The sequence below is a fragment of the Nonomuraea sp. NPDC052634 genome (assembly GCF_040678535.1).
Taxonomy (GTDB): Bacteria; Actinomycetota; Actinomycetes; order Streptosporangiales; family Streptosporangiaceae; genus Nonomuraea; species Nonomuraea fastidiosa.
This window is the reverse complement of the sequence record NZ_JBFATY010000001.1, coordinates 2,336,010-2,360,145: the sequence shown is the minus strand read 5'-3', so window position 1 is coordinate 2,360,145 and position 24,136 is coordinate 2,336,010. Positions and strand designations below refer to the sequence as shown.

General features: G+C 71.0%; 17 protein-coding genes. 3 read left to right on the top strand and 14 right to left on the bottom strand.

The window, feature by feature from the left end; all coding sequences use genetic code 11:
- The first annotated feature begins 83 nt into the window (after positions 1–83).
- On the top strand, positions 84–482 hold the full coding sequence (locus AB0K67_RS10575; RefSeq protein WP_364056184.1) for a hypothetical protein: 399 nt from the start codon (positions 84–86) through the stop codon (positions 480–482).
- A 14-nt stretch (positions 483–496) separates the two neighbouring features.
- Here AB0K67_RS10575 and AB0K67_RS10570 read toward each other — a convergent pair whose 3' ends face one another.
- From AB0K67_RS10570 to AB0K67_RS10530, 9 genes are all read right to left on the bottom strand, one after another.
- Positions 497–2,425 (bottom strand): DUF2075 domain-containing protein, encoded by a 1,929-nt coding sequence (locus tag AB0K67_RS10570; protein WP_364056181.1) that lies wholly within the window; start codon positions 2,423–2,425, stop codon positions 497–499.
- A gap of 94 nt (positions 2,426–2,519) precedes the next feature.
- On the bottom strand, positions 2,520–4,400 hold the full coding sequence (locus AB0K67_RS10565; RefSeq protein ID WP_364056178.1) for a DUF2075 domain-containing protein: 1,881 nt from the start codon (positions 4,398–4,400) through the stop codon (positions 2,520–2,522).
- 170 nt (positions 4,401–4,570) lie between these two features.
- A complete protein-coding gene (locus tag AB0K67_RS10560) occupies positions 4,571–7,537 on the bottom strand; it encodes a glycosyl hydrolase (protein ID WP_364056175.1) in 2,967 nt (988 codons plus the stop codon).
- Positions 7,538–7,714: 177 nt separating this feature from the next.
- Positions 7,715–9,535 carry a right-handed parallel beta-helix repeat-containing protein gene (locus tag AB0K67_RS10555; protein ID WP_364056173.1) on the bottom strand — a complete coding sequence of 607 codons (1,821 nt, stop codon included), beginning with the start codon at positions 9,533–9,535 and terminating at the stop codon, positions 7,715–7,717.
- Positions 9,532–10,299, bottom strand: coding sequence for a hypothetical protein (locus tag AB0K67_RS10550; protein WP_364056170.1), 768 nt, complete (start codon positions 10,297–10,299; stop codon positions 9,532–9,534). Before AB0K67_RS10550 ends, AB0K67_RS10555 begins: the two co-directional genes overlap by 4 nt.
- 8 nt (positions 10,300–10,307) lie before the next feature.
- Positions 10,308–12,221 (bottom strand): hypothetical protein, encoded by a 1,914-nt coding sequence (locus AB0K67_RS10545; RefSeq protein WP_364056167.1) that lies wholly within the window; start codon positions 12,219–12,221, stop codon positions 10,308–10,310.
- A 2-nt stretch (positions 12,222–12,223) separates the two neighbouring features.
- Positions 12,224–13,030 carry a carbohydrate ABC transporter permease gene (locus AB0K67_RS10540; RefSeq protein WP_364056164.1) on the bottom strand — a complete coding sequence of 269 codons (807 nt, stop codon included), beginning with the start codon at positions 13,028–13,030 and terminating at the stop codon, positions 12,224–12,226.
- On the bottom strand, positions 13,027–13,932 hold the full coding sequence (locus tag AB0K67_RS10535) for a sugar ABC transporter permease (RefSeq protein WP_364056161.1): 906 nt from the start codon (positions 13,930–13,932) through the stop codon (positions 13,027–13,029). Before AB0K67_RS10535 ends, AB0K67_RS10540 begins: the two co-directional genes overlap by 4 nt.
- A 26-nt stretch (positions 13,933–13,958) precedes the next feature.
- Positions 13,959–15,230: an extracellular solute-binding protein gene (locus AB0K67_RS10530; protein ID WP_364056158.1), complete on the bottom strand. Its 1,272-nt coding sequence runs from the start codon at positions 15,228–15,230 to the stop codon at positions 13,959–13,961.
- A gap of 161 nt (positions 15,231–15,391) precedes the next feature.
- Here AB0K67_RS10530 and AB0K67_RS10525 point away from each other — a divergent pair, with 161 nt between their 5' ends.
- The gene (locus AB0K67_RS10525; RefSeq protein WP_364056155.1) at positions 15,392–16,741 is read left to right on the top strand and encodes an FCD domain-containing protein; all 1,350 of its coding nucleotides are present in this window, start codon (positions 15,392–15,394) and stop codon (positions 16,739–16,741) included.
- On the opposite strand, the gene AB0K67_RS10520 is transcribed toward AB0K67_RS10525, so the two are convergent.
- Positions 16,717–19,131 carry a glycoside hydrolase family 95 protein gene (locus AB0K67_RS10520; protein ID WP_364056152.1) on the bottom strand — a complete coding sequence of 805 codons (2,415 nt, stop codon included), beginning with the start codon at positions 19,129–19,131 and terminating at the stop codon, positions 16,717–16,719. The genes AB0K67_RS10525 and AB0K67_RS10520 overlap by 25 nt on opposite strands.
- 202 nt (positions 19,132–19,333) lie before the next feature.
- Here AB0K67_RS10520 and AB0K67_RS10515 point away from each other — a divergent pair, with 202 nt between their 5' ends.
- A complete protein-coding gene (locus AB0K67_RS10515; protein WP_364056149.1) occupies positions 19,334–20,170 on the top strand; it encodes an amidohydrolase family protein in 837 nt (278 codons plus the stop codon).
- On the opposite strand, the gene AB0K67_RS10510 is transcribed toward AB0K67_RS10515, so the two are convergent.
- From AB0K67_RS10510 to AB0K67_RS10495, 4 genes are read right to left on the bottom strand one after another with little or no spacing between them, the layout of a single operon-like run.
- Positions 20,167–21,225, bottom strand: a complete 1,059-nt coding sequence (locus tag AB0K67_RS10510; protein WP_364056146.1) for an aldose 1-epimerase family protein — start codon at positions 21,223–21,225, stop codon at positions 20,167–20,169. The two genes, AB0K67_RS10515 and AB0K67_RS10510, sit on opposite strands and share 4 nt — an antisense overlap.
- Complete coding sequence (locus AB0K67_RS10505; protein WP_364056143.1) at positions 21,222–21,926, bottom strand: SDR family oxidoreductase; 705 nt, start codon at positions 21,924–21,926, stop codon at positions 21,222–21,224. The genes AB0K67_RS10510 and AB0K67_RS10505 overlap by 4 nt, the downstream gene beginning before the upstream one ends.
- Positions 21,923–22,957, bottom strand: a complete 1,035-nt coding sequence (locus AB0K67_RS10500; protein ID WP_364056140.1) for a hypothetical protein — start codon at positions 22,955–22,957, stop codon at positions 21,923–21,925. Before AB0K67_RS10500 ends, AB0K67_RS10505 begins: the two co-directional genes overlap by 4 nt.
- The gene (locus AB0K67_RS10495; RefSeq protein ID WP_364056137.1) at positions 22,945–24,135 is read right to left on the bottom strand and encodes a CoA transferase; all 1,191 of its coding nucleotides are present in this window, start codon (positions 24,133–24,135) and stop codon (positions 22,945–22,947) included. The genes AB0K67_RS10500 and AB0K67_RS10495 overlap by 13 nt, the downstream gene beginning before the upstream one ends.
- Position 24,136 lies beyond the last annotated feature (1 nt).

The following is a 24,136-nucleotide window of genomic DNA, read 5'->3' as shown; positions in this document are numbered from 1 at the left end:
CCCCACCGCTCCGTCCGCGGCGGGTGACGCCCAGGGCAAGGGCGTAGGGGGCGGGCAGGCGCGCCCGGTCGGCAGCGGCGGCGGTGGTCGCCGTCGGGCAGGGCGGGCTGACACGCCCGCCCGAGCACGAGTTCACAAGCGACCCCGAGGCCGCCGCGCTCGTCCTCGGCTCCGGCGCGCCGATCACCGTCACCGGCTTGGAGATCACCACGACGGTCCGCATGGACGCCTCGGACGTGGCCGCCATCGCTGCGGCCGGGCCGCTGGGGCAAACGTTCAAGGGGGAGGTCGAGCAGTGTTTTCTGTCCGCCGCAGCACGGCCGTCGCCGCGTGACTCCGGCGACGGAGCCTCCTGGACGGCTTGTCGCCGGATCGACAAGGCGTCCGTGGCAGAGGCGGGGGTCACCAGGCGGATGGAGAAGGCTCCGCTCCTGAGGGTCAGGAGCGGAGCCCCGGCTATCCCGTCTCAGCACCGCGGCTGAGAGCAGCAGGGGAGTCAGGCTCGCGGGCTGACCAGTTCCGCCAGGAACTCCTGCGTTTCCGCGTCCACCGCGTACAGCACCACGCCGGCCAGCCCTCGCGTCAGCAGGACCTTGTACGTGTTGCGTACCAGGCGGTCGAACTGCTCGTCGGTGACGGTGGACTTCGTCAGGTCTCTGTCCTTGCTGCCTTCGCGATTGGTGACCATCCGGCCGCCGCGAGCGAGCAGATCAGGGCCGATGATCACCCCGGCCCAGCCGAACTCCAGGCCCTGCGCGGTGTACACACACCCGATCTGACCGAAGCCGCCGGGTGATATAGCCCAGATGTGGCTGGGAGGCGCGTCACCGACCCTGGCGGTGCTCTTGGCGTTCCACGGGCGTCGCCAATCGCCGATCTCCACGTCGAGCGGGAGGCTTTTGTCGGCACCGGGGCTGTTCCACGGCCAGCAGTAGCCTGCGGTCATCCGGGCGCTCCAGCCCTCGGCCAGCTTGTCGCTGAGGATGGCTTCCATGGCCGCGGGCGATTCCGCGACGATCACCTCGAAGGTCTCGTCGCCTTCCCACGGCACCGGCGGTGCGTCCCCGTCCCATTCGGCATCCTCGCTGCCCAAGCCGAGAAGCCGCTTGACCCAGAGGTCATAGGCGATGCTGCCGCCGCACCGCCACTGGCCGTCGAGCGGCACGTGATGGTGACGTACGTTCAGTTGCTGCGCGTACGACTTGATCGCGGCAAGGGTGCCGACCTCACCGGGCTTGACCACCTGGTGCTCGTCGAGAAAGAAGATAGGGACCCGGGCCGCGTTGATGAGGTCTTGGATCTGCGGCCGGTCGCTGGACTTGTGCGGGCGAAAGCGGTCGAAGGACTTCAGCCGGGCACGATGGGCTTCGTCAGCGATCAGGATGTCCGCCTCGTTGGGCGCGGCGTTGGCGAAGTCGTTGAAGTACTTGAACAGGTTCTTCAACTCCTTGTCGCTGCCGGTGACGAAACGCCGCATCGTCTCGGTGAAAGCCCTGGAGCCGGTGGCGTACCAGGTGCGGCGCCGAGCCTGAGTCATGTAGCGCAGCAGCTCCATGGCGACGGCGGTCTTGCCGCTGCCGGGGCCGCCGGTGATGGTGACCACACGCTTGGTATTCGCGGCGAAGGCGCTCTCGACGGCGTGGCGGACGGTCTCGAACGCTTCTTGCTGCTGATCGAGGAGGATGAACGTGTCCCGGCCCTTGAGCACATTCGCCGCCTTCCTGAGCAGCGGCTCATTGGGCTGGATACGTCCGTTGAGCAGTCGTTCCGCCGCGTGCCGTCCTTCCTCGTCTCCGAAGCGGCCGCGGAGATGGTCGATAAACGCGCTGCGCTCGGTTTTGGTGAACAGCTTGACGTTGTGGTCGAGGGTCAGCTCGAACAGTCCTGCCACGCTCTGCCGCGTGGCGTTGTGGAGGTAGACGATCCCTTCGACGGATTCGGGGTGCCCGTCGACGGCGCTGCAATTCTCGATGATCTTCTGACAGTAGTTGGACACCTGGATGGCGGGATGGGTCTCGTACTCCTTCCTGCTGCCCGGTACGGTCACCAGCTTCTCGTCGTCCTCGTAGAGCTCCGCCTCACTCCACTGCTTCAGCTCGACCACCACGAACAGGTCCCTGCCCGTGCGGCGGTGCTGACCGGCGAGCACGGCATCGGCCGAACTCGCCTTGTTGTGCGGCATCGGGTACTCCACCAGCACCGCGATGTGGTCCAGGCCGGCCTCGCGCAGGTCACGCGCCAGCGCGGACAGGCTGTTGGTCCACGCCCGCATCTGGCTCTTGCCGACCGGCCGTCCCGTCGCCCTCTTGGTCGATTCTGCGAGCGCCGCGGTGAACGACTTCTCCATCTCCGATGCGGGCGCGGACAGCGTCGCGAAGAGCGTCTCCACAGACCCGACGAACGCGGGGCCGTGCTGCTTGGCCATGCATACCCCCAGGGCACGAAGAACTCGTGCGGTGTGGGGGCGTGTCCGGTGACCCGGAAGCCCGTCGGACCGCGATCTGACAGGTGGTGCGGAACTAAAGAGGTGGAAGCAGCCGGCTCAGGAACTGCCGGGTTTCGGCGTCCACCGCGTAGATGACGGTGCCGGCCATGCCGCGAGTCAGAAGGACCTTGTACGTATTGCGGATCAACCTGTCCGCTTCCTCGTCGTCGGCACCGCGGGTGAGCGCAGGATCCCTGTTCGCCGCCCGGACAGTGACCAGCCGGCCGTCACGGGCGACCAGGTCGGGGCCGATGATCACGCCGTTCCAGTCGTACTCGAAACCCTGGGCGGTGTAGACACAGCCGACCTGTTCGAAACCGCCGTCAGCGGTCGCCCACAAGGCACTCGCGGGGGCTTGCCCGACGGCCCGTTCGCCTTTGACATTCCAGGGTCGGCTCCAGTCACCGATCCGGACATCATGGACGAGCGTGTCGTCCTTCCTGGGCTCGCTCCATGGCCAGCAGAACCCGGCCGTGATCCGGGCGGAATACCCCAGGCCCAGCTGCGAGCGGAGCACGGCTTCGAGCTCCTCCGGAGATCCGGCCAGGGCGACCGAGAAGTGATCGTCGCCCTCCCACGGTTCGGGTGCGCCTCCTCCCAGGCCGAGGAGGCGCAGCACCCAGGACTCGTAAGCGCGGCTGCCGCCACAGCGGAATTGCTCGTTGAGGGAGATCTCCCGCACGCGGATGCCCCGGGCCTGGGCGTGGGCCCTGATGGCGGTGACCGTACCCATCTCTCCCGGCCGTACGACCTGATGCTCGTCGAGGAGGAAGACGGGGACGCGCGCGGCGTCGATCAACTCGTCGACCTGGCGACGGTCGCTGCGCAGATGAGCCGGGGTGAAGCGGTATTGGGAGGTCTCCCGCAGCCGGTGCGCTTCGTCACAGATGAGGACGTCGAGGCCGTCGGGCTGGGCCTGTGTGAAGCTGTTGAAGTACTTGAACAGGCTCTTCACCTTCGACGAGCCCTTCCCGGGCACCCGGCGCAGCGTCTCGGTGAACGAGCGGGAGCCGGTGGCGTGCAGGACCGCGCGGCCTCGCCTCGACAGCTCTCCCAGCAGCGAAAGCGCGATGACGCTCTTGCCGCTGCCGGGCCCGCCGGTGACGATGACGACCTCCTTGGTGCCGTCCTTCCGGGCACGGTCGACACTGTGCAGGACGATCTCGTACGCCAGGCGCTGCTCATCGAGCAGCACGAACTGCTCGCGCTCTTTGATCTCCCGTGCTGCGAGCGCGAGAAGCTGTTTGGACGGGCGGATCGCGCTGGCGAGTAAGCGCTCGGCGGCGTCGAAACCCGGCCTGGGTGCGAAACGATTCCGGAGGTAGTCGAGGAAGGCGGCACGCCGGGTCCTGCCGAACAGGTGAACATGCTTGCCGCGCGCTGTGGAGTAGAGGTCGCGGATGTCGGGATCTGCTGCATTATGCAGGTACGCCACGCCGTCCACGACGTCGCTCCGGTCGTCCAGCACCTCGATGAAGTCGGCGAGGTAGTCGCGGTACGTGCGCACCTGCACCGCCGGGTGCAGCCGCGGCGCATGCGGGACGCCTTCAACGAGCACGAGATCGGGGTCGTGCTCATAGAGCTCCGCCCGGCTCCACTGCTTCAGCTCCACGACCACGTACGCGTCGTGCCCGGTGAGCCGGTCCACTCCCGCGAGTACGGCGTCGGCGCGCTTGCTAGTCAGCGGAAGCTGGAACTCGACCAGCATCTCGACGTCACCCAACCCGGCGTCGACCAGGTCGCGGGCGAGCATCGGAAGGCTGCGATCCCACGATCGCCGCTCCGCTGCGGAGGGACTGATGCGCGCGGTCCTCCCGAGATGCTCGGCGATGGCTTGGCTGAGTCGCTGCTCCGGAAGCGAACCGCAGCTCGCGAGCTTGGCCAGTTCTTCGGCGGGGCACCGAAATGCCGTCACAGACCTACCCCCAGGCAGCACGAAGGACTCGTGCGGTGTGGGGGCGTGTCCGGAGCTCAGATGATCTGCGGAAGCCCGTCGGGCCGCATGACTACGACAGGCAGATTACCTCGATCGACCGACGTTCTCGGCTGGAAGGGCGCCCTATACAAGGCTTCGATGGCGATGTGCTAGATCCGCGCCTCGCCGTACGGGACCAGGCGGACCGGGCCCAGGAGGCCGTACGGCTGGCGGGGGAGCGAGCCGTAGACGGACGGGTCGGACTGGCGGAGGCGGTTGCCGAGCGGGGTGGCGACCTCCACCTCGATGGTGTTCCTGCCGCGCTTGACGTGCGGGCCGAGGTCCACGACGGGATGCAGCAGGTCGACGGGGTCGAGCGCGCGGCCGTTGACGCGGACCCTGCAGGTGTCGGTGACCTCGCCGAGCTCCAGGTACGCGGGCCCGTCCAGCTCCACCGTGGCCGCGTACGTCCCCACACCGGAGACGTCCTCAAGCCCGGGAAGGTCGTGCCACGGCGCGAGCCCGTCGAGGTCGAGCGTGTGAGTCCGCTCGCCGTCCGGGCGGCGGTCGCGCACGGTGAGCCGCCAGGCCCGCAGCTCGGCGGGCTCGGGGAGCGGGCCGATGCGGCTGGTGACGGTGCGGCCGGTGGACAGGGTGGTGGTGTACGTGCCGGGCGCGGTGGCGCGGACGACGAGCCGGCCGTCCTCGTAGCGCACCAGGTCGGCGGTGGTGGCGGTGGCGTGCGGGCGCTTTCCCGTACGGTCGCCGAACAGCCCGGGACGCCCGACGGCGACGATGCGGGCCTGCCCGGGCCGCAGCGTGACGCGCAGCCGGATGGCGTCGCCGTCCTCGATGTAGCGGGCGATGCGCTCGGCCCGCCCGGTCCACGGGTCGAGCAGGTACGGCACTCCGCCCCGGTCGGTGCGCGCCAGCGTCACCTCGTGGTCGATGGCGGTGACCGGCGGCTTGACGTTCTCCTGGTGCTTGCCGTTGCACAGGTAGTAGTAGTCCACCCGGCCGGCCACGCGGCGCATGGTGAGCAGGGTGGACGGGGCCGCGTACCGGACGTCGGGGCGGACGCCGAGCGCTTCGAGCGCGCCGGGCACCTCGTCGGCGCTGTCGATCCTGCGTACGGTGGGCTCGGCCAGCAGGTCGGCGACGAGCGCGCGCAGGCGGTCGTTCTCGCCGTCGCGCGGCACGCCCGGCACCGAGGCCGACTCCCAGGCGCCGAGCAGCACGATCGGCAGCCCCGCGCGGGCGAACCCGAGCAGCCGTTCGGCGACGTGGAGCGTCATCGTGCACTCGTTGCCGCCGAAGCGGTCGCCTTCGACGAACAGCGCCTTGTACGCCGGCCGCCCCAGCCGCCCGTCCGTGACCCGGGCGCCGGGCAGGCCGAGCAGCGGCCCGCTGACGAACTGGTGGGTCCAGCCGGAGGGCACGCCGGTCCCGGTGAACCACGTGGCGCCGATGCCGGTCTTGGTGTAGCCGGTCTGCCGGAACACCGCCACGTCCACCCGCGGCACCCCTTGCCGCATGATCAGATGAATTCGCGCGAAATATCGGGAGATGTCGGTGACATGCTCCCAGGTGGGCTGGCGCGGCCCCCACGACTCCGAGTACCCCACCGACCCGCCGTACGGCGTGAACGCCGCGAACCCCGGCCACGCCGCGCCCGGCGCGCTCGCGTACGAGAAGCCGTGCAGCACCGTCTGGTTGAGCCCCGCCGCGTACGCGCCGCCCATCGTCAGCAGCAGCTTGCGCCACGTGGTCGTGTAGGCGCCGCCCGCGTACGCGCCCGCCTCGCAGGACAGCACCTCGCGCCCCGCCATGTCCCGCCCCCCGGCCAGGCAGCGGTAGTCGTCGAGGTTCTTGAAGCCGAGCGACTCGCCTTCCGGTACGTCGAGGATGGCCGCCGCCTCGATGGCGTCGGTCTGCAGCCCGTACGGCTGCGCCCGCAGCCGCAGTCCCAGCGAGTGGGCCCAGTCGCGCAGCGCCGTGAAGTGGTGCTCGTTGAACAGCTCGGACACCGTGTCCCAGTAGTCCTTGCGGGCGTGCCTGGTCAGCACGGGGTCGAAGGCGAACACCGGGTCCTCGTCGGCCAGCACGACCACCGGCAGCACGTCGGTGAGGGGATATCCGCGCCGTCGCTCGAACTCGGCGGGCAGCTCGGGCGTCCACGGCAGCGCGTCGCTCTCGATCTCGATCGAGTCCTCGAACAGCGCGCCGCCCGCCCGCTTGAGCAGTCCGCGGATGGCGGGGGTGAGCAGCCGTGACTCCCAGAAGCCGATGACCGCCTGGGTGCCGGCGCGGCTGAAGTGGTCAACGACGTACGACTCGGGAGCGGTGTGCGGGCCGGACTCGGGCCGCTGGCCGGAGCCGCGCTGCCAGTAGGAGATCAGCAGCCATTCGCCGTCGCCGGGCGCCGTCCAGGTGACGGTCTCGCCGTCCACGGGGACGGTCCGCAGGGAGGCGGGGTCGAGGCCGGTCTCGTCGCGGGTCGAGTGCGCGGGCTCGACCCTGGCCGCCTGGACGAGCAGCAGCGTGCGCGCCGCACGTCCGGGCACGGCGGGCGGCGGCACAGGCCCCCGGTACGTCGTGCCGCCCGCCACCGCCACCGAGCCGTAGGCCAGCTCCTTGCAGGCGGCCTCGCTCTCGGGCGTGATCGTCGGTACGGCGGCCGGCCAGGCGGGGCCGATGGTCAGGTCGATGGTGAGGCCGCGCCTCGCCGCCTGGTCGAGCGCCGCTGCGACGGCCGCGTTCCATGCGGGCGTGCCCCAGCCGTGCCCTTCGGGGTCGAGCACGGACTTGTCGGCGATGCTGTGGTGCACGGCCGCGATCTCCGCGCCGCCGAACCCGGCGTCGGCGAGCTGGTCCACCTCGCGCCGGATCTCGGCCGGGTCCACCAGCGCGTCCGGCCACCACCAGCGCACCATCGGCCGCGCGGCCGCGCCGGGCTCGGCGAACCAGCCGGCCGACGGTACGGGGGCGGCGACGGCGGGGGAGATGAGCGGGCGTCCGGCGAGCGCGGCCGAGGCGGTGGCGGCCCCGGAGAGCACGAGAAACCCGCGCCGCGTCACGGAGGCGGCCGGGCGGGAGCGGGGGAGAGGAGGGTTGCCGTGGGGGGTGGATGCGGGCACGGGCGCTCCAGGAGACGAGGTCCTGCGGGGGTGGTGCGGAGGGGGACGGCGAGCCGCCCGTCCAGGGCGAGGTCCTGCGGACAGGCGCGGGACTGGAAGGGGCGCCGGGCCGGCGGGACCGGCGCCCCGGTCTGCGGGGCCGGCCCCACGCGGGGACCGGCCGGGATCCCTGATCGGTCAGGCGGGGACGGGGTACGGGAACGCGCTGGTCACGCCGATCTTGTCGTACTCCATCTTCGAGCGGTCGAACCCGTCCTGCCAGTTGGCGTTGGTCACCTCGTTGCACTGGTACGCCTGGTACTTGTCGTCGCTGACCTCGCCCACCTCCACATTGGAGATGGCGAACCCGCAGCCGCCGGCGTCCATGTGCACGCCGCGCGTCCCCGAGTCGGGCATCTGGCCCGCGGGGTCGTTGAGCACGTCGCCGATGACCATCTGGTCCACGTAGTTGTCGATGGCGTGGGGCTCGGTGTTGTGCACGCCGTAGGTGTAGAACGCGCCCATGTCGCCGCTGTCGAGGCCGGTCTCCTCCAGGCGGATGTAGGAGAAGCGGTTGTTCCTCGCGTAGTTGTCGGCGTTGGCGATCTCGGGGCGGACCTCCAGGCTGATGCCGTAGCGGGCGCTGTGCTTGACCACGACGTTGCTGACCTGGTTGTTGCCGGTGCTCATCAGCTCGATGCCGGAGGCGTCGCCGGGCACGATCTCGCCGACGTGGTCGATGTAGACGTTGGAGATCGTGTGGTGGCCGGAGATGTCGCCCTCGCCGGGGTAGCCGCCCTCGACCTTGATGCCGTCGCCGCCGAGGTTGGCGAGCAGGCTGTCGGCCACCTTGACGCGCTCGTTGGCGAACAGCATGAAGATGCCGGTGAAGCCGGTGTCGGAGATGTGCAGCCTGGTCAGGTCGATGTCGCGGGTGTTCTCCAGGGTGATCATGCCGAACCGGTTGCGCGGCATCTCGATCTGCCGGTCGTAGATGGGGTACTTGTGCTCGTACCCGGAGTCGCCGGAGGAGTTCCAGCCGTAGCGGTACCACTCGACGAAATCGGAGTACTGCAGCGCGAGCCCGTCGAAGGCGAGGCGCTCGACCCGCTTGTCAGGCGACGACCCGTGCAGCGAGATGATCGTCTTGACCGTGGGGGCCATGACCTTGTCGATGGAGGTCTTCGGCCAGTAGTAGACCTCGCTGTTTTCGAAGTCGAAGTAGTACTCACCGGGCTGGTCGAGGAAGCGCAGCGTGTTCTGCAGGAAGTAGCGCGAGCCGCTGCGGCTGTTCACCAGGGCGAAGCGGGCGTCGTGGTTGAGCGTGAAGAAGTGCTTGCGGAAGTCGGCGCCGCCGAGCGGCACGTGGTCGGTGAACCAGCTCCACGACCCGCCCGACCAGACGACCATCTGGGCGTTCTTGTCGAAGTCGGGGTCCCACTCCTGCGGGATGTCCTCGGGGTCGAAGAACAGCCAGTTGTGCACGGCCTGGTATTCGGCCTCTGGGGTCACCGAGAACAGGTACGGCGACCACAGGTCGTCGGCGGTCCTGTTGGGGTAGCGGGCGGTGGTGGCGCGTACGCCGTCCTCGAAGAGCGTGTAGAAGGTGCGGTCGACCTTTGTCTTGTAGATGTCGTCCTTGTACTTCTCCCAGCCGGTGAGCGGCCGGGCGCCGACCAGGCGGGCCTTGCCTGGGCCGTCGGCGCTGCGATAGGTGATGGTGTGGCCGTCCGGGCCGGAGTCGGCGTCGGTGAACTCGATCGTCTTGTCCACCACGTAGTCGCCGGCCTTGATGTTGACCACGATGTCGCAGTTCTTGCGGTAGTTCGGCTTCCTGAGCTGGTCGCGGGCCTGCTCGATGGACTTCCACGGGTTCCTGGCGCTGCCGTCGCCGCGGTCGCTGCCGTCGGTGGCCACGTAGTAGTCGCACGTCTTGGCGCCGGCGGTGGCGGACGTGGTCGCGGGGGCGGTCAGGCCGCCCAGGAGTAACGCGACGGCGCCGATGGACCTGAGGATCACTGGCTCTCCTTAACCTCCCGCCACCGTTCGTACTCGGCGCGGGTCTCGGGGGTGAGGGGGTAGTAGTCGGACAGCGCGCCGCCCTCCTCGATGCGGGCCCTGCTGTAGCGCTCCCACTGCTCGTGGTCGGCCGCCGCCTCCAGCACCTTCGCGGCCCGGCGCAGCGGCACGATGACCGCGCCGTCGTCGTCGGCCACGCACAGGTCGCCGGGCAGCGCGAGCGCTCCGCCCACGGCCACCGGCACGTCGTACGCCCAGGGGAACAGCTCGGCCTGCGAGGCGTAGTGCGGGGTGGCGCCGGTGCACCAGATCGGCAGGCCGATGCCGCTCACGCGCGGCAGGTCCCTGATCCGGCCGTCCACGACGATGCCCGCGCCGCCCCTGCGCTTGAAGTAGCGGACCAGCATGTCGCCGAAGCAGCCGGTGTAGGCGCTGCCGTACGCCTGCACCACGAGCACGTCGCCGGGCCGGATGTCCTCGAGCACGTGCCACAGGGCCGTGTGCCGCTCGACGTACTCCTGCCCGAGTCCGGAGGCGATGTCCTCGCGCTGCGGCATGAACTGCAGCGTGCGGACCCGTCCGGCGATCTTCTGCCCGGCGGCGATGGGGCGCGGCCCCTCGATGAAGGTCCGCCGGATTCCCTGGGCGTGCAGCTTGGCGCAGGCGGTGGCCGAGCTGATCCGGGACAGCCCCGCCACGAGCGCGGGATCGGGGTCGGCGGGCAGCGACCCGCGAACGGGGAGATCCCAGATGGCCTCGTCCATGTGACTCCTCAGTAGTGCTGGTGGGACGGCGTGCGAACGCGCGCGGTCGTGTGCAGGTCGAGCCGGATGCGGCGGCCGGGCGGCAGCTCCACGAGCAGCCGCGGGCCGTGCACAGCCACCTCCTGCTCGCTTTCGTGGATGGGAGGTGCGGTGTAGTCGCGGGGATCGCCCGGGTATCCGTCGCCGGATGCCGGGGCGGCGGTGACGGTGGCGTGGTCGAAGTCGTGCTCGGCGAACTGGCCCGCCTGCACCACGACCCGCCTGGTCCTGCTCAGGCTGAGGTTGACCAGCTCGAGCTCGGTGCCGTCGGCGCGGACCGCGCCGACCAGGGCGGCCACGTCGGGCGGCAGGCCGGGGCGGTGCTTGTCGGCGTCGAAGTAGGCCAGGCGGGTGGGCAGCAGGCCGCCGTTGTAGAGCACCTGCGGGGTGCCGGTGACGAGCTGCAGCAGCGCCTCGGTGAGCACCGGGTTGAGCCGCTGCCAGTGGTGCACGTGGATGGTGGCGAGGTCGGCGTCGTCGGCCTCGATCAGCGCCATGCGCCGCTGCACCTGCCCGAGCGCGGTGGTGAGCATCCGCTCGGGGTAGGCGGGGTTGGCGCCGCGCAGGTACTCGAGCCAGGGCGCCTCGTGCCCGGCCTCCTCCTTGTTGCGGAACGGCCGCACGACCGTCCAGTCGTAGCCGGACGCGCGGCGCAGCCGCTCCAGCCGGTCGGCGTCGGGCCGGCCGAGCGACCGGTGCCAGAGCCAGACGGGGAAGCCGAGCTGCGGCGGCTGGAAGTCGAACCAGCCGGAGTCGTCGTGCCGGTTGGGCACCAGCATGGTGGGCTTGCCCGCCTCGTCGCCCAGCTCGGCGAGCCAGCGGTCGCTGATGCTCATCTCCGTCTCGGTGACGGCGGCCTGCCTGGCGTGCTCGTACACGGCCTCGAGCGGGTCGCGGCCGATGGCGAGCGCGGCGTCGTCGCCGGTCAGCAGGTGGGCGTTGACGGCGGCGATCGCGGCGGCGGCGCCCACGCTGTAGAGGCCGTGCGGCCACTGCCAGCCGTAGTTGCCGCCGTACCAGCGGCCGCCGTGCAGCTCGCCGACGATGCCGGACGGGCCGACGTTGTCGGGGATGACGCCGTTGTTGGCCTCGGCCCTGCGCTGCCAGGCGCCGATGTAGCGCAGCGCCCAGTCGCGGTAGCGGTCCTCGCCGTCGTACAGCCAGGCGTTGACCGCGAGGCTGGTCGCGGCCAGGTTGACGGCCACGTCGCCCCGTCCGATGCGCTCGCGCATGGCGGCGCCCATGCGGGCGGCGTTGCACGGGTCGGCGAGGTCCTCCCAGCGGGTGATGCCGGGCAGGTCGCGCAGCGGCAGGCCGAACGGCCGCATGCTGACCAGGTCGGTGTGGTACGACGCCCACTCCCACTGCAGGCCGTAGCGGGGGCCGACGGCGCCGTTGTGCGGGGCGCGGATGATGTCGTGCTCGGAGTCGTAGTTGGCCGAGCCCGGCAGGTACAGCTCGGCGAAGCGGCGGGCGCGCGCGGCGAACCGCTCGTCGCGCGGGTCGGCGGCGCAGATGCCGTAGAACAGCAGCATCGACTCGCCCTGGTGGAACCAGTCGTAGCCGCGCTCGTACTCGTCCACCAGGTAGCCCAGCTCGGTGAGCTGGGCGGTGACGCCCTCCCAGTGGTGCTTGGCGGCCTCCAGCAGGTCGTCGGCGCCGCCGAGCTGGTAGAGGGTCGGCCAGTTGAAGAACGCCTCGTAGAAGTCGTCGGCTCCGTCGCGGTCCGCGGCCGGGCCGTGGTAGATCAGCCGCCCGTCCGGGGCGCAGTAGCGGGCGGCGAAGGCCCGCCAGGCCTCGTCGAGGGCGTCGAACAGCCGGCGTTCCAGCACCGCCCAGGCCGGGGGCGCGCCGAGCGGTACGGTCGCTCTGATCTCGCGCATGGTCACCCTTTCGTAGCTCCTGCCGTGAGGCCGCTGATGATGTGCCGTTGCATGAAGACGAAGAAGACGAGCAGGGGAGCGATGGCCAGCAGCAGCGTCGGGAAGACCACGGAGTAGTCGGTGGAGTACTGGCTGACCGCCGCGTAGACGCCGGTGGTGACGGTGTAGAGGCCGCTGCCCGGGCCGAGGATGATCTGCGGGTTCACGAAGTCGTTCCACACCGAGAAGGTGTTGAGAATGACCATCGTGGCGACCGCCGGCCGCATGAGCGGGAAGACGATGCGCCAGAACGTCCGCAGCCGGCCGGCTCCGTCCACCGCCGCCGCCTGGTCGAGCACGGCGGGGATGGTGGCGATGTAGCCGGCGTACAGGAAGATCGAGAACGGCAGCGTGAGCGTGGTCTCGAACAGCACGAACCCGCGGATGGTGCCCATCAGGCCGAGGGTCTTGAGCACGTACACGACGGGGATGACCAGCACCTGGCCGGGGATGAAGGTGCCGGCGAGGAAGAACAGCATGAGGACGCGGAAGCGGCGCTTGGGGCTGCGCGCGATCACGTACGCGGCGGGCGCGGCCAGCCCCACCGACAGCACGTTGACCGCCACCACGAACAGCAGCGTGATCGCATAGCCCTTGGCCACGTTGAAGTTCGGGTTGGTGAGCGCCCTGCCGAGCGGTTCGAGGGTCAGCCCGCTCAGGCCGAACGGGCTGGACAGGATGTCCTGCTGGCCCTTGAACGCGTTGACGGTCAGCACGTACAGGGGGATGAGCATGAAGGCGGTGGCCGCCCACAGGAACGTCTTTCTCACTGGTGCACCGCCAGCTCTCCGCGCCTGCGCAGCTTCGTCACCACGAACGCCAGCGCGCCTGTGACCAGCATGAGGATCACCGACTGCGCCGAGCCGAAGCCGAGCCTGGCGTCGTGGAAGGAGTTCCAGAGGATGAGGTAGGCGACGGTCTGCGTCTGACCGGCCGGGCCGCCCGCCGTCAGCGAGACGACCAGGTCGTACGTCTTCAGCAGCGTCACCAGCGACAGCACGATGTTCACCGTCACCGACGGCCCGAGCGCGGGCAGCGTGACGTTCCTGAACACCTGCCACCGGGTGGCCCCGTCGATGCGGGCCGCCTCGATCAGCGAGTGCGGCACCGCCTGCAGCCCGGCCAGGTAGAGCACGACGTTGACGCCGAAGCCCGCCCACACCAGCACCGCGATCATGGTGACGGTGGCCCAGGCCGGGTCGGACAGGAACGGCAGCACCTCACCGCCCCACGTGGTGACGAGGTTGTTGACCGCGCCGGTGGTGCCCAGGATGGCCGACCAGAGGAAGCCGACCACGAGGGCGCTCAGCACGTGCGGGTAGAACAGCACGATCCGGAAAAACGTGTTGAGCCGGGAGGAGCCGTTCACCAGGAGGGCGAAGCCGAGCCCGCAGAGGTTGAGCCCGGCGGTGCCGGCCACGGCGATGAGCAGGGTCACCAGCGCGGCGCGGCGCAGCTCGGGATCGTCGAGCAGGTCGAGGTAGTTGGCGGCGCCGACGAAGGCGGGGTCGGCGCTGAAGCCGTCCCAGTCGGTCAGGCTCAGCCAGAAGGCCAGGCAGACCGGGACGATCAGCATCACCACGTACAGGACGGTGGCCGGGGCCACCATCAGCGTGGTGGCCAGGCCCTCGTGGCGGCGCCTCACGCGCTCGCGTACGAGGGGGCGTCGCACCGCGGGGGGTGCCTCCCGGGTGAGCGTCATGACTTGCCGGCCAGCCAGCGGTCGACGCCCTCGGCGACCTCCTTGGGCGACTTGCCCACGTACAGGCCCTGGACCTCGGTGTTCCACGCGGCGTTGAAGCCCTTGGGCAGGGTGGCGTCGCCGTAGCCCTCACCCTGCGGGACGCCCTGTGGCGCCTCGTCGAGGATCTTCTGCACCTCCTTCTCCAGCGGGGTGAAGTCGCGCTCGACGCCGGAGCGGAAGTTGCCGTCCTGGGCGAGCTGGCTCTTGACCGCCTCGGGGTCGGTGACCAGCCACTGGACGAGCTTGAGCGCCGCGTCCTTGTGGGGGGTGGACTTGAGGATCATGTACGGGGCCGCCAGCGTCTCGCCCTGCGGCCCGGGGTAGGTCTGGCCCTTGTTGACGGGGGCGGGGAAGACGCCGACCTCGAAGTCCTTCTTCGCCTTGGCCTCGGAGGCGGTGAACCAGCTTCCCGTGATGTACATGCCGGACTTGCCGGACAGGAAGGCGGTCTCGGCGTCGGCGTACTTCATGCCGAGCGCGTTCTTGTCGACGTAGCCCTTGTCGATCCAGGTGCGGTAGCGCTCCAGGTAGGGCAGCAGCGACTCGCCCGCCTTGAGCTTGCCCGCCTTCACGTCCTGCTGCCAGTTCGGGTAGAGCTGCGCCCTGCTCGGATTGGACAGCTGGAGCACCTGCAGCCCGGTGAGGAAGTCGCCGCCGGTCTGCAGCGGCAGATAGCCCGCGTCCTTGAGCCTGGCCATGGCGGCGTCGAAGTCGTCGAACGTCTTCGGCGGCTCCTTGATCCCGGCCTTGTCGAAGGCGGTCTTGTTGTAGAAGACCAGCGACTGGGCCTGCACCCCCACGCCGACCGTGTAGATCTTCCCGCCCAGCTTCGCCTGCTCGGCCAGCGGCGTGTCCTTCGCCCACGGCTGGTCGGTCAGGTCGAGCAGCTGCTCGGCCAGTGTCTCGTCGGCCATCAGCGTCTCGACCACGTCGGGCGCGTTGCCGGCGGCGAGCTGCTGCGGGAGCGTGTCGGCCACGCCCTTGCCGGTGGGCGCCTCGATCTTGACGTCGATGCCGGGGTTGGCCTGCTCGAACGGCTTGACCAGGCCCTCCCAGTACGTCTGGGTGAGGTTCGGGCTGATGTTGACCAGCATGCGGACGGTGACCTTGCCGCCCTCGGATTGGCGTGCCTGGGAGTCGCCGGCGAAGCCGCCCCCGCCGCAGCCGGTCAGGACGAGCAGGCAGCCGAGGGCCGATAGGGCGAGGGACGGTCGGGGGGAACGCATCGCACCTCCAAGGGGGCGAGATTTGCGACGCCTTTTAATGGGTCGGTACTCGATTAGCGATTATTTAATACGTTGGTCACATGGGGTCGTCAAGGGGATATGTGGTGCTACAAATACGTTTCCAGCGGCTTACTGAGTCATAAGTACGTTAAAGTAAGCCCGTGAACGCACCCGATGACGACAAGCGGCTGGTCGTGGGCGACGAGGAGCTCGCCACGCTGCGCGAGTGGGCCGCGCGCGAGCCGGCGAAGGGGCCGGGCAGAGGTATGGCGCTGCGCAGCCGCATCATCCTGGCCTGTGCCGAGGGGCTGCCGCGCAAGGAGGTCGCGGCCCGGCTCGGCGTCAGCCCCGCCACGGTGGCCAAGTGGCGGGCCCGCTTCGTCGAGCGCGGGCTCGACGGGCTCGCCGACGCGCCCAGGCCGGGCCGCCCCCGCAGTCCCGAGCGCATCGAGGCCGAGCGGGTGATCGCCGCCGCGGCCGGCGGCGCCGCCGTGCCGTCCACCAGGACGATGGCCGCCCAGCTCGGGCTGTCGCAGTCCACGGTCGCGCGCATCTGGCAGGAGCACCAGATCGCGCCGCCCGCCGCCCGCGTGCTGCCCAGGGAGCTGCTCTCCGACCGCGTCTACGCGCTGCTGCGCGGCTGGATCGTCTCCGGCGAGCTGAAGGCCGGGCAGCGCCTGGTGGAGGCCGAGATCGCCCGCCGGGTCGGCACCAGTCAGGCGCCGGCACGCGAGGCGATCAAACGATTGGCGCACGAGGGCCTGGTCATCTCCTATCCGAACCGGGGCAGCTATGTCGCCGAGATCTCGGACGAGCAGGCCCGGGAGGTTCGCGACATCAGGGTATTGCTGGAGGAGTATGCCGCACGCCGGGCGGCCGTCCGCATCCAGCCTGAGACGTTGCGCCAGCTCTCGGCCGATGTCCTGGCCATGCGCAAGGCGGCGAAGGACGGCGACATCGGCGCCTTCCGCGACGCCGACCTCGCTTTCCACCGCCGGGTCTGCGCGGCCTGCGGAAACTCCTTCCTGCTGCGGTTGTGGCGGACGATCGAGTCGAACCTGTGGAGCCTGCACGTCGTGGGCAACCCCCTCTACGACGGCGACTGGAGCGCGATGGCCGGCCACCACGACGACCTGGTGGCGGCGCTGGCCGCGGGCGACCCCGACGAGGCGGCCCGGCTCTTCGCCGCGCACGCCCGCGGCGAGGCCTCCCGTACCCGCCCGAAGAACGCGGCGAGCACGGGAGGCGCGGCGGCGGCCGGAGCCCCGGAGGGCGCGGAATGCGCCACGGCGGACGCCAGAGGCGCCCTGACGGACACCGAAGGCGCCCTGACGGACACCGAAGGCGCCCTGACGGACACCGAAGGCGCCCTGACGGACACCGAAGGCGCCCTGACGGACGCCGGAGACGCCCTGACGGACGCCGGAGACGCCGTGCCGGTTCATCCGGACGGCGTGACGGTCCGGGCGGCGGACGGTGTGACGGCTCAGGCCGACGGCGCGATCTCGTAGGTGGCGCCGCGCCGGGTCTCCAGCACCACCACGCCGGCCTCCGGCCGTTCGACCTCGACGGGACGGCCGCGCTCGGTGACCGTCACCGGGCCCGCCGTCCGCAGCGTCAGCGGGCGTCCGAGGTCGGAGCGGATCCGGCCGCGCCGCAGCGCGCCGCCCGCCCACTCCACGTCCACCTCGAACCCGCCCCTGGCCCGCAGCCCGCGGACCGACCCGGCGGGCCAGGCCGCGGGCAGGGCGGGCAGCAGGTGCACCTGATCGGCGTGGCTCTGCAGCAGCATCTCGACGATGCCCGAGGTGCCGCCGAAGTTGCCGTCGATTTGGAACGGCGGGTGCAGGTCGAACATGTTGGGCGCGGTGCGCGCCGGGACCAGCAGGTTCGACAGCCGCTTGTACGCCTCGGCGGCGTCGAGCAGCCGCGCCGAGAAGTTGATCTTCCAGGCCAGCGACCACCCGGCACCGGCCTCGCCGCGCAGCTCCAGCGAGCGGCGCGCGGCGGCGGCCAGCTCGGGCGAGAGCCGCGGGTCGATCTGGTGCCCGGGGAACAGCCCCCACAGGTGGGAGGTGTGCCGGCTGCGCGACAGCGCCGCGTCGCCCCGGTAGTCCTCCTGCCACTCCTGGATCTGCCCGAGGTGCCCGATCTGGTTGGGCACCAGCCGCCCGCGCGCCTCGGTGGCCTTGGCCGCCAGCTCCTCGTCCTGCCCCAGCACCTTCGACGCCTCGGCGAACGCGCCGAACAGGTCGCGCAGGATCTGCATGTCCATGGTCGGGCCGGCGCAGATGCTGACGTTCTCGTCGTCGTCCTCGTGGTGGCCGACCTCGGGCGAGTGCGACGGGTTCGTCACCAGGTAGCCGGTCCTGGGGTCGGTCTGCAGCGTGTCGAGGAAGAACTCCACCGAGCCCTTGATCAGCGGGAAGTGCTCGCGCAGCCGCCGTTCGTCGCCGGTGTAGAGGTAGTGCTCCCACAGGATGAGGCAGAGCCAGGCGCCGCCGGTCGGCCAGACGCCGTAGAAGGCGAAGTCCACCGGCGCGGTGCCGCGCCAGCCGTCGGTGTTGTGGTGCGCCACCCAGCCCTTCGCGCCGTACTGGGTCTTCGCGGTCTTCGCACCGGTCTCCGACAGGTCCTTGATGAGGTCGAAGAGCGGGTCCATGCACTCGATGAGGTTGCCTGGCGCGGCCGGCCAGTAGTTCATCTCCAGGTTGATGTTGATCGTGTACTTCGACTCCCACGCGGGGGTCATCGAGTCGTTCCAGATGCCCTGGAGGTTCGCCGCGTGGCCGGGTGCGCGGGAGCAGGAGATGAGCAGGTAGCGGCCGTACTGGAAGTAGAGCGCGGCGAGCGCCGGGTCGGTGTCGAGCTGCTGGCGGGCGATGCGCTCGTCGGTGGGCAGCGCGGCCGCCTCGGAGGTGCCGAGGTCGATCTCCACCCGGCCGAACAGCTTGCGGTAGTCGGTGACGTGCTTGCGGCGCAGCACCTCGTACGGCTGCCCGCTCGCCCGCTTCAGGTACTTCCCCGCCACCTCATCGGGGTCGCCGCTGACGTCGCGATAGTTGCGGTAGCTGGAGCCCATGGAGATGAGCAGCGTGACCTCGTCGGCGGCCTCGACCGACAGCGTGCCGCCGTCGGTGCGCACGGCGCCGCCCTTGGCCTGCGCCTTGACCAGGGCGCGGAAGCGCACCTCGCCCGGCATGCCCTGGGTCTCGCCGCTGACGCCGTCGAGCGCGATCGTGTCGCGCCCGGCCGCCGACGCGGTGGTCTGCTGCGGGCTGGAGAAGGCGGCCTGGAACGTCACCGAGCCCGGCTTGTCGGCGGTGAGCCGGACCACGATGACCTGGTCGGGGTTGCTGGCGAAGACCTCGCGGGTGTGCCGCACGCCGTCGCGGACGAAGCTCACCGAGGTGACGGCCGTGTTCAGGTCCAGCTCGCGGCGGTAGCCGGTGAACTCATCCGAGCCGGGGAAGGTCAGCGTCAGGTCGCCGAGCACCTGGTACGGCGCCTGCTCGCTGGGCCGGCCGAGGAACTTCTCGTCGGCGAGGTTCTGGGCGAGCTTCCACTTGTCCTCCCACACCCACTGCCGGATCTGGGGGAGCGCCTCCAGCGCCTCGGGGCTGTCGTAGGTGTGCGGGCCGCCGGCCCAGATGCTGTCCTCGTTGAGCTGGAGGCGTTCGGAGGTCACGCCGCCGAAGACCATCGCGCCCAGCCGGCCGCAGCCGACGGGCAGCGCCTCCAGCCACTCGGCGGCCGGGCGGGTGTACCAGAGGGTCAGGGCGTCGTCGCGGGCCTCGGCCCGCGCGGGGCCGGCCGAGACGCCGTTCACGAGCAGGGTTCCGGCCGCGGCGGTCAGACCGGTCGCGAGCACGCCTCGGCGCGTGTAGCCGTCGTTGGTCACGGTTGCTCCTGTTCGAAGGGGGGTGGGGGATGGCGCTCGCCCGGGGGCGACGAGCGGGCTGCCCCGGGCCGATGCCGGGTGCGCACTGCCGTGAGCACGAACCAAGGGCCGAAACGCCCTATACATGGGATGTATCTTTACGTCACACTGCCGATATCTGTCCAGACCTCACGTAATTTCGCTGAAACATCGGAGGTAAGTCGTGCGTCGTATCGATGCTCACCATCACGTCTGGGATCTGGCGGCCCGCCCGCACGCCTGGCTCGACCCCGAGCCGATGGCGCCGGTGCGGCGCACGTACACGCTGGACGACCTCGCGGGCGAGGCCGCGGCGGCCGGCGTCGAGCGCACGGTGCTCGTGCAGGTACTCGCCGACCTGGACGAGACGCGCGAGTTCCTCGCCATCGCCGCCGCGTCCGAGCTGGTCGCGGGCGTGGTCGGGTGGGTGGACCTCACCGCGCCCGGCGTCGCGGACACGCTGGCCGAGCTGCCGCCCGGGCTCGTGGGCGTGCGCCACGGCGTGCAGTCGGAGCCCGACCCCGACTGGCTCGACCGCCCCGACGTGCGGCGCGGCCTGGCCGACGTGGCCGCGGCCGGGCTCGCCTACGACCTGCTCACGCTGCCGCACCAGCTTCCGTCCGCGATCAGGACGGTGGCCGCGCTGCCCGAGCTGACGTTCGTGCTCGACCACCTGTCCAAGCCGCCGATCGCGAGCGGCGAGCTGGAGCCGTGGCGCGGCCGGATCAAGGAGCTGGCCGCGCACCCGAACGTCTTCTGCAAGCTGTCCGGCATGGTCACCGAGGCCGACTGGGCGGCCTGGCAGGTCGCCGACCTGCGGCCGTACGCCGAGGTCGTGCTGGAGGAGTTCGGGCCCGAGCGGGTGATGTTCGGCTCCGACTGGCCGGTCTGCCTGCTCGCCGCCCGCTATGACCAGGTCGTGGCGGCGGCCGACGAGCTGTGCGCCGGCCTGTCGGAGAGCGAGCGCGCCGCCGTCTTCGGCGGCACCGCCCGCCGCGCCTACAAGCTCGGGGAGCTCTAGGGACTCTGGGGCACGGCCTCCACCCGGAACGTCGTGTGGTAGCTGCGCGACTCCTGCGGGCCCAGCCAGATCATGCTGCCGTCCGCCCTGGCCGCCGCGTCGCCCGACACGTGGTGGGTGGACGGCTCCAGCCCGACCGCGTAGTTGCCCGAGCGCAGGTTCAGCCACTCGAAGAAGTACGGGAACTCCGCCGCCCGCCACTCGACGGTCACCCGCATGCCGAGCCGGTCGTTGACCACGGCCACCCGATGCAGCCCGTCGGACACCGGGGCCAGCACGTGCTCGTACACCTGCTCCACGAACCCCGGCGCCGGGCCGGGGAACACGATGTGATCGGCCTTCTGCTCGGCGACGCTGTCGCTCTGCCACACCGTCTCGCGGATGTCGGCCTCCAGCCGCGCGCCCTCGTCGAGCAGCGGCCAGCCCAGGTTGATGTGGTACAGGTACATGTGCGGCGTCGGCTCGAACCCGGCGTTCGTCACCGTGTCGACGAGCCGGATCTCGTCGCCGCCCAGGTCGGCCTCGATACGGCGGACCAGGCGCAGGTTCTCGGCGAAGACCGCCGCCTGCCGCATCTCGCCCTCCGCCCACAGCACGCAGCGCTCGCCGTCCCACCGCTCGCCGTAGCCGGTCAGCCGGGCGGGCAGGTTGCCCGCCCTGCCGTGCAGCCCGTGCCGTACGGACGTGCGCGGCGGATACCGGTAGGTGCCGGCCGGCACGTCGCCGCCGAACAGCGTGTGGTCCAGCCCGGCCGTCACGATCAGCCCGGAGAACGAGCGCAGCCACGACAGCCCGTCCTCGTCGTTGTTCTCGTGCAGGCCCGGGTGGCGAAAGCCGGTGGGGGAGCGCCAGCCGAACGCGCGCCCCGCGTGCTCGGCGTGTCCGATGTCCATGCACCGGTCGACCAGCACGTCGAACGCGAGCCCCGAGCCGGTGCGGAACTCCAGCGTCCTGATGCCGCGCTCGACGCCGTCGCCCAGGGTCACCAGCCGGACCCCGCCGGCCGCGCTCAGATCGCCCGTCAGCTCGGCCAGCCGGCCGCGGTTCGGCATCATGCCATCACCCACCCTCCGTTGACTTCGATGGTCTGGCCCGTGACGAAGGAGGCGTCGGGGCCGGTCAGGAACGACACCACGGCGGCCAGCTCGTCCGGCGTGCCGCGCCTCTTCAGCGCCTGCCGCTCCAGCACCATGCGGTTGTAGGACTCCAGGTCCTCGTGGATCTCCTCGGCCTTCGTGGCGAACGCGCCCGGCGAGACGCAGTTGACCCTGATCTCGTGCGGGCCCAGCTCGCGGGCCAGCGCCCGGGTGAGCGCCGCCGCGGCACCCTTGGTGGAGACGTACGCGGCCAGGTCGGACCAGCCGCCGTGCATGGTGATCGAGGCGATGTTGACGATCGCGCCGCCGCCGAGCCCGAGCATCTGCCTGGCCGCGTGCTGCACGCACAGCCAGTAGCCGCGCTGGTTGACCGCCACCACCTCGTCGTACTCGGCCTGCGGCACCTCGAGGAACGGCCGTGCCGGGTAGACGGCGGCGTTGTTGACGAGGATGCCGACCGGGCCGAGCCGCTCGGCCGTCTCGGCGAACGCGGCCTCGATCGCGGCCGGGTCGCGCAGGTCGGTCTTCAGGTTGAGCGCGCCTTCCAGGCCGTCGGTCGCGACGTCGAGCGCGGCGACCTGGTGGCCGTCGGCGGTCAGCCGGCCGACGATCGCGCGGCCGAGCGCCCCGGCGGCTCCCGTGACGAGCGCCGTGGTCATGTCGTCCTCCATTCCTCGTGCAGGTCGTTCAGCAGGCGCCGGGGCGGCGTGCCGGCCAGCAGCCCGTCGCGGACGAGCGCGGACGAGCGCCGCTGCAGCGCGATGTAGCCGGGGAAGCGCGGCCTGATCCAGGCGGCCTCCAGAGTGGTGCGGGTGTCGCGGTAGAAGCCGTCGCCGGCCTCCCAGACCGAGCGGGCGGCGGGCTGACCGCCGGTGGCCGGGAACAGCCGGGTCTGCACCGGCTCGGACGTCAGCCGCAGCAGGTGGGCGCGCACCGCTTCGCGCTTGTCCATGGCGCGTCTGGACACCGCGAGCCCGGTCCCGCCGAGCACGCTGCCCGGCGGGCGGCCCGGCCATGCGGGCGCGTCGGAGAAGGCCAGCGGGTAGGTGACGTAGCCGTACAGCAGGGGGCACCAGTCCACCCGGCCCGCCGCGATGGCGTCCAGCACGCCGATGGGGTTGAGCAGCGACACTTCGCGATCGGCGTGCGCGAGCAGCTCGGCCATCAGCTCGAGCGCCCGCTCACCGGCCGTCTCGTCGAGGAAGTCGCCGCAGGTCAGCGCGCAGAACATGAGGAACGCGTGCGGCCCGCCCAGGCACAGCGCCATCCGCGAGTCCCGCGCCCGCTCGGCGACCTCCGGCCAGGTTCCCGGTGCCCGCAGGCCGGGGCGGGCGGCGGCGACCTGCGTGGCGGCGTCGAGCGGCAGCGCCCACTGGCGGCCGTCCAGCCGGTAGCTCTCCCAGGAGCGGCCCGCGAACCGCAGCCCGGCCGGCTCGTGCGGTGCGAACAGCTCCTCCATCGGCACCAGCGCGTCCACCGCCGCGCCCAGCCCCGGATGGTCGATCACCAGCACGTCGTAGGTCTCGGCCAGCTTCGCGATCGGCTCAGACTCGAACCCCTCCAGGGGCTGCCGGTCCCACTCGATCGGCTCGGGCACCGGCCCGTACGGATGCTCGCCCGCCTTGTCGAGCCGGGTCAGCTCGTCCAGCGGCGCGTACCCGCGGGGGTGGTCCCAGGTCAGTCCTCGCATGCCAGCACGCCCTCCGCCAGCAGCTCGGCGGTGCGCTCCTCCGGATAGCCCAGCTCCGCCAGCAGCTCCCTGGTGTGCTCGCCCACCAGCGGCGCGCCCCTGCGCACCCGCGGCGGCGAGGCGCTCAGCCCGTACGGGAAGCCGGGCGTGGTCACCGTGCCCTCCGTGCGGTGCTCGTAGGTGACGAACGAGCCGTTGTGCCGCACCTGCGGATCGGCCACCAGGTCGGCGTAGCCGTACACCGGGCCCGCCCACAGGTCGTGACGGGCGAAGATCTCCAGCCACTCGGCCGTCGTGCGCTCGGGCAGCCTGGCCGCCACCATCGCGGTGATCTCGTCGCGCCTGGTGTGGCCGTCGGCGTCGCCGTCCATCTCGGCCAGGGCGGGCAGGTCCATCGCCGCCGCCAGGCCGTCCAGCCGGGGCATGCCGAGCGCGATGTAGCCGTCCTTGGTGGTGAAGACGCCGTACGGGGCCCTGATATAGGTGTGGCCGTGCGGCTCGCGGCCGCGCCGCTGCGGCACCCCCCCGACCGTGAAGATCGACAGCTCCTGCATCTGCACGGCGACCGCCGCATCGAGCATGTTCACGCTCACCCGCTGGCCCTCACCGGTCCGCTCACGGTGCAGCAGCGCGGCGAGCGCGCCTTCGAAGGCGCTGTAGGCGGTGATGGCGTCGATCGCGTACGAGCCGGCGGGCACCGGCGGGTCGCCCTCCCTGCCCGTGCTCAGCATGGCCCCGCTCATCGCCTGCAGCAGCAGGTCCTGGCCGGGGCGCGAGGCGTAGGGGCCGGTCTCGCCGTAGCCGGACATGGAGACGTACACGATGGACGGGTTGAGCCCGCGGATCGTCTCGTAGTCCATGCCCAGCCGCTCGGCCACGCCCGGCCGGTAGTTCTGCAGGAACACATCCGCCGTCGCGGCCAGCCGGTGCACGATCTCCCGGCCCGCGTCCGACTTCAGGTTCACCGCGAGGCTGCGCTTGTTGCGGTTGAGCGACAGGAACGAGGCGTTGATCCGGTTGCCGGTGGCGCCGCCCGCGGGTGCGTGCCGCTGCCACTCGCCGGTCACCGGCTCCACCTTGACGACGTCCGCGCCCAGGTCGCCGAGGCGCATCGCGGCCAGCGGGCCCGCCATCGCGATGGACAGGTCCACCACCCGGTAGCCGTCGAGCACGCCCATG